Annotated in this window: 9 protein-coding genes; 5 read left to right on the forward strand and 4 right to left on the reverse strand. The window is 66.3% G+C overall.

Going from position 1 to position 12,059, the window contains the following annotated elements; translation table 11 throughout:
* Positions 1-270: 270 nt before the first annotated feature.
* Positions 271-1,197 carry a DUF808 domain-containing protein gene (locus tag MG068_RS19470; protein WP_107431906.1) on the reverse strand — a complete coding sequence of 309 codons (927 nt, stop codon included), beginning with the start codon at positions 1,195-1,197 and terminating at the stop codon, positions 271-273.
* Positions 1,198-1,360: 163 nt separating this feature from the next.
* Here MG068_RS19470 and MG068_RS19475 point away from each other — a divergent pair, with 163 nt between their 5' ends.
* Both MG068_RS19475 and MG068_RS19480 read left to right on the forward strand, forming a co-directional pair.
* A complete protein-coding gene (locus MG068_RS19475) occupies positions 1,361-3,052 on the forward strand; it encodes an ABC1 kinase family protein (RefSeq protein ID WP_132810928.1) in 1,692 nt (563 codons plus the stop codon).
* 244 nt (positions 3,053-3,296) lie between these two features.
* The gene (locus MG068_RS19480) at positions 3,297-5,402 is read left to right on the forward strand and encodes a phosphoglycerol transferase I (RefSeq protein WP_132810929.1); all 2,106 of its coding nucleotides are present in this window, start codon (positions 3,297-3,299) and stop codon (positions 5,400-5,402) included.
* Between the two features lie 698 nt (positions 5,403-6,100).
* Here the strand turns inward: MG068_RS19480 and MG068_RS19490 are convergent.
* Entirely contained in the window at positions 6,101-8,530 is a 2,430-nt protein-coding gene (locus tag MG068_RS19490) for a DUF3772 domain-containing protein (protein ID WP_132810930.1), read from the reverse strand.
* A gap of 87 nt (positions 8,531-8,617) precedes the next feature.
* Entirely contained in the window at positions 8,618-8,866 is a 249-nt protein-coding gene (locus MG068_RS19495) for a hypothetical protein (protein WP_049422925.1), read from the reverse strand.
* A gap of 182 nt (positions 8,867-9,048) precedes the next feature.
* Between MG068_RS19495 and MG068_RS19500 the strand changes: the two genes are divergently transcribed.
* The 3 genes from MG068_RS19500 (at position 9,049) to MG068_RS19510 (ending at position 11,374) form a co-directional block, all read left to right on the forward strand.
* A complete protein-coding gene (locus MG068_RS19500) occupies positions 9,049-9,543 on the forward strand; it encodes a lipocalin family protein (protein WP_049400797.1) in 495 nt (164 codons plus the stop codon).
* Positions 9,544-9,556: 13 nt separating this feature from the next.
* Positions 9,557-10,765: an NAD(P)/FAD-dependent oxidoreductase gene (locus MG068_RS19505; protein ID WP_132810931.1), complete on the forward strand. Its 1,209-nt coding sequence runs from the start codon at positions 9,557-9,559 to the stop codon at positions 10,763-10,765.
* Positions 10,766-10,891: 126 nt separating this feature from the next.
* Entirely contained in the window at positions 10,892-11,374 is a 483-nt protein-coding gene (locus MG068_RS19510; RefSeq protein ID WP_005411364.1) for a hypothetical protein, read from the forward strand.
* Between the two features lie 128 nt (positions 11,375-11,502).
* Here the strand turns inward: MG068_RS19510 and MG068_RS19515 are convergent, their stop codons facing one another.
* On the reverse strand, positions 11,503-11,937 hold the full coding sequence (locus MG068_RS19515; RefSeq protein ID WP_032127132.1) for a PepSY domain-containing protein: 435 nt from the start codon (positions 11,935-11,937) through the stop codon (positions 11,503-11,505).
* Positions 11,938-12,059: the final 122 nt, after the last annotated feature.

Genomic DNA, 12,059 nt, shown 5'->3' on the forward strand with positions numbered 1-12,059 from the left:
TACCAACGCAAGGGACAGCGCTTTGGTAGGTGCCAACCTTGGTGGGCACACGCCGGAACAAAGCGCCGACCAAGGTCGGCCTCTACCAACGCCAAGGACATCGCTTCGGTAGGTGCCAACCTTGGTTGGCTCACGCCGGAACAAAGCGCAGACCAAAGTCGGCCTCTACCAACGCCAAGGACAGCGCTTCGGTAGGTGCCAACCTTGGTTGGCTCACGCCGGAACAATGCGCCGACCAAGGTCGGCCTCCACCGGGCAATGGGCCGCCGCTTACTTACCGCGCAGCTTCTGGAACCCGGTCACCGCCGCCAGCACGATGGCGCCGGCGATGATGCCCACCACCATGTTGGCCGCAGCGCTGATCAGCCAGCCCCACTGCCCTTCGCCGCCCAGCGCCTGCACCGCGTGGTGCAGCGCCGGCACGTTGTGCACCAGGATGCCGCCACCGACCAGGAACATGGCGATGGTGCCGGCCACCGACAGGAACTTCATCAGCCACGGCGCCGAGGCCACCAGGCCGCGACCGAAGGCGGCCACAGCCCCACCCTTGCGCGACAGGTACAGGCCGACGTCATCAAGCTTCACGATGCCCGCGACCAGCCCATAGACGAAGACCGTCATCGCCAGTGCAACCACGGCCAGGGTGACCACCTGGTTGGTGAACGGTGCGGTGGCGACCACGCCCAGGGTCAACACGATGATCTCGGCCGAGAGGATGAAGTCGGTGCGGATCGCGCCTTTTACCTTGTCCTTCTCCCACGCCACCATGTCCACCTGGGTATCGGCCAGCGCCTTGCGCCGCTCGGCCTGATGCTCGGCATCGTCGTCAGCCGAATGCAGGAAGCGATGCGCCAGCTTCTCCACGCCCTCGAAGCAGAGGAAGGCACCGCCGATCATCATCAATGGCACGATCAGCGGCACGTTCCAGCCACGGCTGTTCAGCCAGGCTTCCAGCGCACTGATCGCCAGCGCCGCCGGTACCAGGATCACCTTGTTGACCAGCGAGCCCTTGGCCACCGCCCACACCACCGGCAGTTCGCGGTTGGCGTTGACTCCGGTGACCTGCTGCGCGTTCAGCGCCAGGTCGTCGCCGAGCACACCGGCGGTCTTCTTCGCCGCAACCTTGGTCAGGACCGAGACGTCGTCCAGCAGGGAGGCGATATCGTCGAGCAGGGCGAACAGGCTGGCACCGGCCATGGGGCGTCCAAGTGAGGGAATGAGCGGATTCTGACCGATCCGGCGTGGGCTGCGGAAGAGATCGGGTTCACCGCATGCCTACCGCCCCCCGGCGACACTGCGGAATCCGGACATTGCCGGCCAGCGGCCGGCACTACCTGTATTCGTCGCATGGGAGTTCCGCTTGAGCAATCCGCCCACCCCCAATGGCAATCCCCCGCTGGTCAAGGGCATGAACCGGCGCAGCCAGATCCTGCGCCTGCTGATGCGCTACCGCCATTCGGGCGTGTTCTCGGGCATGAACCTGGATGCCGCCAGCAACCAGGCCGACGTCCCCGCCGATGGCAACCCGGAACAGTTCGTCAGCGACCTGGAGGCCTTGGGGCCGACCTTCGTCAAGCTGGGCCAGATGCTGTCCACCCGCCCGGACATGGTGCCGGTGGAGTTCGCCACGGCGCTGGAGCGCATGCAGGAAAAGGTGGCCGAGATTCCGGTCGAGCGCATCCATGCCATCGTCGAACAGGAGCTGGGCGCGCCGGTGAACAAGCTGTTCGCCGCGTTCGATCCCGAGCCATTGGGCTGTGCCTCGATCGCGCAGGTGCATCGCGCGGTGCTGCACGATGGCCGCCAGGTGGCGGTGAAGGTGCAGAAACCCGAGGTCGCCGCGCAGCTGCGCTCGGACCTGGAGGCACTGCGCAGCTTCGCGCTGGCCGCCGACCACCTGACCCAGGTGGGCCGTCGCGTGCGCCTGCGCGACTGGCTCAACGAGTTCGCCAAGACCCTGATGCAGGAGCTGGACTACCACGCCGAGGCCGAGAACCTGGCCCGTTTCGGCCGGCACCTGAAGCCATTCCGGCGCCTGTGGATTCCACAGCCGCTGTGGGATTACAGCAGCCAGCGCGTGCTGACCATGGAACTGGCCACCGGCGTGCGCGTGGATGCGATTCCCGATGTGCGCCGCACCGAGCAATCGATGGATCCTCTGGCGGCGGCGCTGATCCGCGGCTACCTGGACCAGATCTTCGTGCATGGCGAGATCCATGCCGACCCGCACCCGGGCAACCTGCGGGTGATGCCAGATGGACGGCTGGCGATCTTCGACCTGGGCATGGTCGCGCACATGCCGCCGCGCCTGCGCGAGCGCCTGCTGAAGATCCTGTTCGCCGCGGTCGATGGCCGCGGCGAAGAAGTGGCCGACGACCTGATCAGCATCAGCACGCGGCTGGAGGCGTTCGACGAAGAACGCTACCTGCGCGAGACCGGCCAGCTGATCGCGCGCTACGCCGCCAGTGGCAGCTTCTCGGAAGGCCGCGTGGTGCTGGACATGGTGCGCATCGCCACCGCCTGCGGCCTGCGCACGCCGCCGGAACTGAGCCTGCTGGGCAAGGCCCTGCTCAATCTGGAAACCGTGTGCCGGCTGCTGGCACCCGAGCTGGAAACCCGCCGCATCGTTGAGCGCCAGCTGCAGCACGTGATGCGTGCGCGTCTGAAGAAATCGCTGTCTGCCGCCAACCTCGCCAGCGAGGCGATGGAGCTGCAGCAGCTGCTGCGCGATGGGCCGCGCAAGCTGTCGGACATCATGGCGCTGCTGGCCGAGAACCGCCTGCAGATGAAGGTGACCGGCCTGGAAGAATCGCGGTTGATGGAGAACCTGCAGAAGATCGCCAACCGCGTGGCTGCCGGCATCATCAGTGCCGCATTGATCATGGCTGCGGCAATGATGATGAAGATCGACACCGGCTGGCACCTGTTCGGCTACCCGCTCATTGCGCTGATTCTGCTGTTCATCGGCGTGGTGCTCGGCCTTGGCATCGTGACCAGTGCATTGCTGTTCGACCGTCGTGCGCGGGCACGCGAAGAACGCGGGCATCGCTAGCGCATCAGCGAAAACCGCCGTATTCATGCGGTTTTTAATGTAATCCAACGAAGCCCTTCACGCTCGTTTTACCTTCTGAGCGCGATTGCGCGCGTGTTCTTTCAACAAACATTTCAGTCAGGTTCGTGCATGCACTATCGGGTCATCGGCCTGTCATGTGCATGTGCTTGTGGCAGCGTCGGTCGGATGGACACGCGTCGGTACGACGTCCATCACCACCACCCCGTCACTGCCGAAGCTGCCTATGCTCTGGATACTGCTGCTGTCGTTGTTGCTGCTGTGCTGGTTGTTCCTCGCGTCCGACAAGTGGGTGTGGTGGAAGGCTGGTGCATTCTCGCTGCTGCTTCTCATGCTCAGCGCGTGGTGGCTGATCGACAAGCTGTCCGGTGATGGGCTCAATGCCGCCACCCTGTACCACCTCGGCGCCGACATGGAAGGCGCCGGTGTCTCCGACTTCAAGGGCTATATCGCCGGCTTCATCGTGCTGGCGCTGGTCTCGCTGCTGCCGCTGTTCGCCACGCGGGTGAAGCGCTGGCGCCGGCCCGGCCACGGTGGCGCGTTGTTCGCCGGTTTCGCGGCCGTGTGGGTGGCCACGATCCTGATCAGTCCGCTGGCCCGCGACGGCCAGCGCCTGTACCAGCAGCTGCGCCCGGTCGACTTCGCCCGCATCGCACCCGAATACCAGGTGCCGACGCAGCCGCTGCAGCGCCCGCGCAACATCGTCTGGATCTACGGCGAGAGCCTGGAACGCACTTACCTGGACGAGGCCGTGTTTCCCGGCCTGATGCCCAACCTCAACCGCCTGGCGTCCGAGTCACTGGACGTGCGCAACCTGGCCTCGGCCGAGGGCAGCGGCTGGACCATCGCCGGCCTGGTGTCGTCGATGTGCGGCGTGCCGCTGACCACCTCGCAGGGCGATGAGAACAGCATGGACCGCATGGGCAGCTTCCTGCCCAAGGCCGTGTGCCTGGGCGATTACCTGAAGCAGCAGGGCTACACCAACCATTACCTGGGTGGCGCCAACGGCCAGTTCGCCGGCAAGGGCCAGTTCCTGGCCAGCCACGGCTTCGACGAAGTGCACGACCTGGCGTGGTTCAAGCAGCAGAAGAAGATCGGTCGCATCCACTACTCGGCCTGGGGCGTGCACGACGACGTGCTGCTGGACACCGCCTACCAGCGCTTTGAACAGCTCTCGCGCGCCGGCTCACCGTTCATGCTGACCACGCTGACCATGGATACCCACCATCCGGCGGGCCACCTGCCGGTGTCGTGCAAGGGCGAGCGCTACCAGAGCCAGTACGGCAACATCAACATGCTCAACGCGCTCAAGTGCAGCGACCGGCTGATTTCGCAGCTGGTGCAACGCATCCAGGCCAGCCCGTACGGCAAGGACACGCTGATCGTGATCGCCTCCGACCACCTGGCGATGCCCAACGATCTGACCCACATTCTGACCCAGCAGAAGCGCGAGAACCTGCTGCTGTTCCTGGGGGAAGGCATTGCCCCGCAGCAGCTCAGCGCCGACGCCGGCACCACGCTGGATTCCGGTGCGACCCTGCTCAGCCTGCTGGACCCGAACCTGAAGACGATGGGCTTCGGCCGTTCGCTGATCGATACCCAGCGCGCACCCAGCGCCAGCGTGGCCACCCAGCGCGATGGCGGCCGCGATTACCCGCAGTACCTGGCGTTCGCCCGTTCGCTGTGGCTGGGCGAACCGACCCGCGAACTGAAGATCGACGGCGATGACCAGGTGGTGGTCGGCCTGCAGCACGTGCAGCCGCCGGTGCTGCTGGAGTACGACAAGGACTGGAGTCTGAAGTCCGTGTACCTGGAAAACACCTCGCGCCAGTTCGATGATGCCAGTCCGGACAACACCCTGGCCTACGTCGACCGTTGCACCGCGTTCGAGGATGGCTCGGCCGACGGTGACTGGTGCGCCCTGCTGGTCAACCGCGACAACGGCATCAAGCTGTACCGCGACAACGACCTGCGTGGCGGCATCGCCGTGGATGCACCGCTGGATGCGTTCCAGGGCCCGCGCCCGAGCGTGCGCCAGGCGCACATGATTACGCAGAAGGGCCGCCGTACCCGTGCCGGCCAGTACATGCTGCAGCTGGTGGCAAGCACGCGCCCGGATCGCGGCTTCTGGATCGAGGCGGTGTCCTCACAACGCAAGGTGGTGCTGGCGCAACAGTGGGTGCAGCCCGATGCCAACGGCAAGATCAACGTGTCGTTCGGGCTGGACCACGAAGTGGATGATCTGGAGATCCGCGCGTGGTTGAACCATGCCGAGAAGCTGGCGGTGGATACGTTCGCACTGGTGCCCTCGCGCAGCCGACCACGAGGATAGGGTTCTTTGCAGGGCTGCGCCCTGCACCCGTGGTAGTGCCGGCCGCTGGCCGGCAACCTCAGAAGCAACAGCAACAGCGGGCATTCCGTGGTTTGGCGGGGCGGTGGCGGAGTGCGGGGACGCCGCAAGTACGTCCCTGTAGGCTTGGCAGCCGCTTGCTCGTGTGCGCAGTCCTGCGCACACGGCAAGACCGGGGTTGGGCGTCCTGCCCAACCCGCCCGAGGCATGCCTCGGGCCCATGCGGCTGACACCCCGCACTCCGCCACCGCCCCACCTTTGACAGATTCCTGTGGCTGTCGGTAGGTGTCGACCTTGGTCGACACTTCTGTCAGATATCGAAATCAATCTTGGGTCAGATCCGTTTTCCGGAGGAAAACGGATCTGACCCAAGAGCATTTCCAACAGATCGCGGAAATCTGTCGAAGGCGGGGTGGGTCCGGTTGCGGGGGCGTGAGCCGCATGGATGCGGCGACCGAGCTTACATGGGTGAGGGCGCTTTGCTTGCGAAGCACTGCTTCGCAAGCGCCCGAACGCACAGCCGCCAGCGGCTGGGCCGGGCCCCGGAAGGGGGACTTGCAGCGCCCCCCGCAACCGGACCCACCCCGCCATCCCACGGAATGCATGCTTTTGCTTTTGCTGATGCTCTTGCGGTTGACGTTGCTTCGGCGGGTGCAGGGCGCAGCCCTGCAGAACACCCCCTACTCCTGCGGATCGCGGGTGATGTGGATATCGGTCGGGGTCGACAGCGGAATATTCCGCTCCGCCAGTATCTGCAGCAGGCTGAAGTACAGATCGCTGCGGGTCGCATACACCTGCCGCGGGCTGGCCACGTACGCGAAGCTGTTGATGGTGATCTGGCCACCGGCAATGCTGTCGATGTAGACCGTCGGGGCCGGCTGCTTCAGCACGTTGGTGTGCGCGGTGTACGCATCCAGCAGCGCCTGACGCAGGCTGCCGACATCGGTGCTGGGCGGCACCGCGAACTGGATCTGGATGCGGCCCTGGTTGTTGCCCATCGTCATGTTGCGCACGGTCTTGGTGACCAGCTCGGAGTTGGGCACGATCAGGGTGGACTTGTCGCCCACCTGGATCTCGGTCGAGCGCAGGCTGATGCGGCGGATGTCGCCCTCTTGGTCGCCCAGCTTCACCCAGTCGCCGATCTTCACCGGACGCTCGGCCAGCAGGATCAGGCCGGAGACGAAGTTCTGTGTGATCACCTGCAAGCCGAAACCAATACCCACTGACAACGCACTGACGAGCAGCGCCAGCTTGGTCAGCTCCAGCCCCATCGCCGTCAACGCCCAGATCACGGCGAGGATGATGCCGACGTAGCGGGCGACGGTACTGACCGAGTTGCGCGCCCCCAGGTCCAGTTCGGTCTTGGGCAGGTAGGTATCGGTCAGCCAGCGCTGCACCAGCTGGGTGATCGCCAGGCCGGCCAGCAGCACCACAACCGCCAGCACAATCTGCATCGGCTTCAGGGTGGTTCCACCCAACGGAATGCCCGTGGTGAGCAGCGAAGAGAAGCGTTCCACCACCGCGCCGATGTTGCCAAACGGTGCCACCAGCGCCAGCAATGTGATCAGCACGACGATGGTGCGCAGGGCTGCAGAGAGCAGCACGCCGGCCTGCTCCAGCCGCGACACGCTCAGGCCGGTACTGAGCAGGATGGTCTGGCCCACTTTGCTGTCGGCGTTGAGCATCCACGTGCTCAGGTCATCGACGAATTTGAACAGCAGGGTCGCCGCCAGCACCACGATGCTGCCGCCGATCAGCTGCTGGTTCACGAACTTGGCGAAGTTCAGGTAGCCCAGCAGGGTGGCGATGATGGCCGCTACTACCGCGACGTTGCCCGCCACGCGTGCCAATACCAGCCAGCTGCTGCGGCGCACCGGTGTGGCCGCGCCCACGCCATCCGCCTGCGCCTCCAGCTTGGCCTCGGCCTCGGCGGTCTGCCGGCGATGCAGGCGCGCCAGCGTCACCAGCATGGCCATGATCAGGCCGAGATAGGTCAGCGCAATCAGGCCATCCAACGCCACCGTGGTGACGTCGCTGGTACGCGTGGCCTGATCGAGGGCCACCAGCACCGTGCTCAGCCAGGCAAGCGCCGCCGCGCCCCACGCGTACTTGCGCAGCTTGAGCGCGGCAGTGTCATCCAGATTCAGCAACCGCCACGACGGCCGCTTGGGAACCAGCATGCAGGCGCTGAGTGCCGCAATGAACGCAGCGCGGAACGTTGCGGTCTCCAGCCCGTCGGCCACCACCTGCAGGCGCGGCGCGATGGCATCGATCGCATCAAGCGCTGCCATCAGCACAACCACGGCATAGCCGGGCAGCAGCGTGCCCACCAGCAGCAGCCACATGGCCAGGCCGGAACGGCGCAGGCGACCGTCCGGCGCGCGCTCGGACTCCGCAAAGCGCCGCCCCAGCCTGCGCAGCCACAGCCGCAGCGGGAACATCATCACCAGCGCGGCCACCAGGCCCAGCAACGGCGTGCCCCAGCCATTGACCCGCATGCCGGCGACGAAGGTTTCGCGCGCCTGCTCTGCCAACGGCGCGACGCGTGCGATATCGATCGGCAGGCGTTCGGCAACCTTGCTCCACAGTGCCGGCGACAACGGCGAGGCGACCTTCTTCCCCATGTCTTCGGCGCGTTGCGCAGTGCGCTGCTGGTCGATGTCGGCTGCCAGCTGCTGGGCACGCACGGCACTGGTCTTGGCCTGTGCTACGGACGCGGCCAGGCCGTCGCGTTGTTTGTTGATGCTGCGCCGTTGCGCCGCCAGTTCGGGCGGCTCGGTGGTGCCCTCGGCAGGCGTGCCCAGCTGCGCCAGTTGTTCGTCGAGGCGGACGAGCTGTGGCTGCAGCTCCTTTTCCAGCGCCTCGGCGTCACGCCGTACCTGCGAGGCATTCTCGGACAGCATCGCCAGCGTCTCGATGGCAGCCGCATCACCACGCTTGCGGTCGACCTCCTTCAGCTTCGCATCGATATCTGCCAGCTGCTGCTTCGGCGTGGGCGCATCATCCTGCGCCAGCACCGGCGCGGACAGCAGGAAGGCGCTGCACAGCAGCAGGGCCAGCCAAGGGCCCCGTGCACGGATCGATCGCAGGAAAGAAGACAAGCCAGCCACACCGGTTCGCGCGGACCACCGCGCCTGCGCGCGACTATACGGCAGAGGCGGTCAAGGGCGGATGGGCGGCCCTGGCAACGTCGAGCATCAGTACTTCAGCCGCAGCTCTTCCACGGCCGGCTGCTGCAGCGCGTACCAGTCCTGGAACTCTTCCTCGGTGATCTCATCGGGCGCATACACCGCCACCGGGTGCCAGTCGTGGTCGGTCGGCAGCGGCTGGCGCGGGCCGGCACGCAGGCTGTAGGCCACGCCTTCGTAGTCGACCAGGTCATCGACCTGCGGCCACTGTTCGCGTGCGAACGCGGATTCACTCTTCAACAGGATCACCTGGTACATCGGCACCTCCACCTCGGTTGGATCAGGAAAACACGGCGCTGGCAGCAGGATACCGCCACGCCGGTGACAACGGGCGCTCCGCCGGGGCGACGGAACGTTCTGGACACGGCCATCGCCCCGGCTTCACCCGCCCATGGCAAGGCCATCGGCATCGTGGAGGCCCACCCCTGCCACGACTGCCGATGACCGAGCACCCGCCGCTGAAAACCGTCGCCGACCTCAAGCTGCCCCGCTACCTGGGCACCTGGTACGAGATCGCACGCCTGCCGATGCGCCATGAACCGGAAGGCTGCACCGACGTGTCGGCGCACTACACCCTGCTCGACAACGGTAACGTCGGCGTCACCAACCGCTGCCGTATGGACGGCGAGGTCGAGGAAGCCACCGGCGAGGCCTGCGCCGTCGACAACGACAGCGCGCGCCTGGAGGTGAGCTTCCTGCCCAAGGGCCTGCGCTGGCTGCCGTTCGCCAAGGGCGACTACTGGGTGATCCAGGTCGCGCCGGACTACAGCGTGGCACTGGTCGGCAGCCCCGATCGCAAGTACCTGTGGCTGCTGGCCCGCGAACCGCAGCTGGACGCTACCGTGCAGGACCATTATCTGGCGGCCGCCCGCCTGCAGGGCTTCGATCTGTCCGAACTGATCCAGACCCCGCATACCGGCCAGCCCACGGCCTGAGCAGCACACGGCCATGGACCTGAAGAGCGGTTACCCCTGGTGGGCGATACGCAATGGATTGATCCAGGCGTTTCCGCCATTGGAAAAGGATCTGCGCTGCGACGTGCTGGTGGTCGGCGGCGGCATCACCGGTGCGCTGATTGCCGACGAACTGTCCCGGCATGGCCACGACGTGGCAGTGATCGAGCAGCGCGATATCGGCTGGGGCAGCACCGCTGCCAGCACCGCGTTGCTGCAGTACGAGATCGATACCCATCTGCTGGAACTGGCGCAGCGCCATGGTCAGGACGCCGCCGCGCTTGCCTATCGGGCGTGTGCCGAGGCGATTCCGGCCCTGGGCGACGTGGCTCGCGGCCTGAAAGACGTTGATTTCCAGCGCATGGACAGCCTGTACTTGGCCAGCCGCCATCGCGACGTGCCGCGCCTGATGGCCGAAGGTGAGGCACGGCGCGGCATCGGTCTGGATGCCCGCTGGCTGGGCCCGGAGGCACTGCGGGAGCGCTTCGACGTGGACGCCGGCGGTGCCCTGCTCACGCGCCAGGCGGCGCGGGTCGATCCCTATCGCCTGACCTATGCGCTGCTGCAGCGCGTGCGCCGGCGCGGCGGCAATGTGCATGACCGTACGGTACTGCACACGCTCACGCCCAGCGCGCGCGGGGTAACCGCCCTCACCGAGGGCGGCGCCACGATTCACGCCCGCCATGTGGTGCTGGCAATGGGCTACGCCAACCAGACGTGGCTGCAGCAGCGCGTCGCACGTAACCGCAGCAGCTACGCCTTCATCACCGACCCGATCGATGCGGACGTGCTGGGCCGCCTGCGCAACACGATGGTGTGGGAGAGCGCACGCCCGTACCTCTACCTGCGCGCCACCGGCGATCGCCGCCTGCTCGTGGGCGGGCTGGACGACGCCATCGACATCCCCGCCCGCCGCGATAGGCGCGTAGAGCGCAAGGCCGACAAGTTGATGAAACAGCTGCTGCATTGGTTCCCGCGGCTGGATCCGGTGCCCGCCTTCTCCTGGGCCGGCACCTTCGCCGAAACCGCCGACGGACTGCCGTTCTTCGGCCCGCACGATCAGTGGGGGCCACGGGTGCATTTCGCCATGGCCTACGGCGGCAACGGCATCACCTATTCGATGATCGGCGCCCAGATGCTGCGGGCCCGGATCGAGCGGCGCAGGCATGCGCTGGAAGGGCTGTTCGGGTTCGGGCGGCTGTGACGTGCAGCCAGGCATGGCCTGGCTCTACCCCAATCCGGCGCCGACAGGCATCATTCAAGCAACCCCTGCTAGCGTCGGCCTGTACCGCCGCGTGTTGCGTGGCCACCTGTCCGCTGGAGCGCCGTCATGATCCGCCCCCTGACCCTGCTGCTGTGCCTGGCCCTGCCGGGAACCGTGCTGGCCCAGTCCGCCGCTGGCGCCACCGCGCCGCAGGCCGCCGGCCTGGACCTGACGCTGCCGCAGGCGCCGATGCGCTACCTCAACGACCCGGCCCTGCAGCAGGACCCGCCGGGCACGTACTACGGTGACAAGAGCGGCCCGCGCGTGCACGACGACGCGAAGATAGCCGACGTCACCGACGACAAGGTCAAAGTGTCCGGCAGCTTCACCACCGGCATCGGCTATTCCAAGAACGGTGGCAACAGCCACTACAACGCCGCCACGCTGAACCTGAGCAAGAACTACACCACCGATGAGGGCAAGACCCACGGGGTCAACGTCAACATCCACGTGAGCGAAGGCAAGGGCCCGGGCTTCTTCGGCCCGTACGGCGGCTACTACGGCCGCGGCCCGGGCTATTGGGATTACCCGCCGCCGTTTGGTTGGTAAGCGCCGCGTCGGGCCTGGGCCGACCAGGGTCGGCCGCTAACGCTGCACGTGTCCGGTAGGTGTCGACCTTGGTCGACACGCTTTCTCCCCGTGTGCCGTCCAGCGGCCGGCACCTACCGGCACGCGAATCAATCCAGCCAGCCATCGCGCTCGCTGTGCAGGATGCGGCCGTCATAGCCGCTCAGGCGCACGTCCACCTTCTGGTTGCGGGCATTGCGGGCTTCCAGCGACCAGGTCGCACCATCGCGTTCCAGCGAATGGATCTCGCGCAGGCCATGCGCCTGTGCCCGTGCCAGCACCTGCTCGGTGGTCAACAGCGCGCGACCGCTGTGCTCGTCGAAGATCTCGCCGGTCTTGGGGTCAACGTAGACCTCGCTGAAGCGGCCATCGGCGCGGCTCACGTCAGCCTCCCACAGGCCATCATCGCGTTCGATCTCGTGGATCTGGGTGTAGCCGGCCTTGCGCAGGGTCTGTTCGACCTGGGCCATGCCCAGCGGTGCAGCCTGTGCGGCCGGTGCGATGGCCAGCAGAGCAACAGTGGCGAGGGTGAGCGACTTCAACATGGGGGTTCTCCTGTTCGTGTTCGTGGCCGGACCATCCCGGCAACGCCACAATGCACCCCGTGGTTAACAGCTCCTTAGCCGGCACTGTTAGCCAGCTGTTAGTCAGCCCCTCCACACTCACG

It is taken from the genome of Stenotrophomonas sp. ASS1 (genome assembly GCF_004346925.1).
GTDB lineage: Bacteria > Pseudomonadota > Gammaproteobacteria > Xanthomonadales > Xanthomonadaceae > Stenotrophomonas > Stenotrophomonas maltophilia_A.

Excerpts from the sequence above, each read along its gene's own strand:
- MG068_RS19505 (WP_132810931.1), top strand. The coding sequence starts at position 9,557 with ATGGACCTGAAGAGCGGTTACCCCTGGTGGGCGATACGCAATGGATTG.
- MG068_RS19470 (WP_107431906.1), bottom strand. The coding sequence starts at position 1,197 with ATGGCCGGTGCCAGCCTGTTCGCCCTGCTCGACGATATCGCCTCCCTG.
- MG068_RS19480 (WP_132810929.1), top strand. The coding sequence starts at position 3,297 with ATGCTCTGGATACTGCTGCTGTCGTTGTTGCTGCTGTGCTGGTTGTTC.
- MG068_RS19515 (WP_032127132.1), bottom strand. The coding sequence starts at position 11,937 with ATGTTGAAGTCGCTCACCCTCGCCACTGTTGCTCTGCTGGCCATCGCA.
- MG068_RS19510 (WP_005411364.1), top strand. The coding sequence starts at position 10,892 with ATGATCCGCCCCCTGACCCTGCTGCTGTGCCTGGCCCTGCCGGGAACC.
- MG068_RS19500 (WP_049400797.1), top strand. The coding sequence starts at position 9,049 with ATGACCGAGCACCCGCCGCTGAAAACCGTCGCCGACCTCAAGCTGCCC.
- MG068_RS19495 (WP_049422925.1), bottom strand. The coding sequence starts at position 8,866 with ATGTACCAGGTGATCCTGTTGAAGAGTGAATCCGCGTTCGCACGCGAA.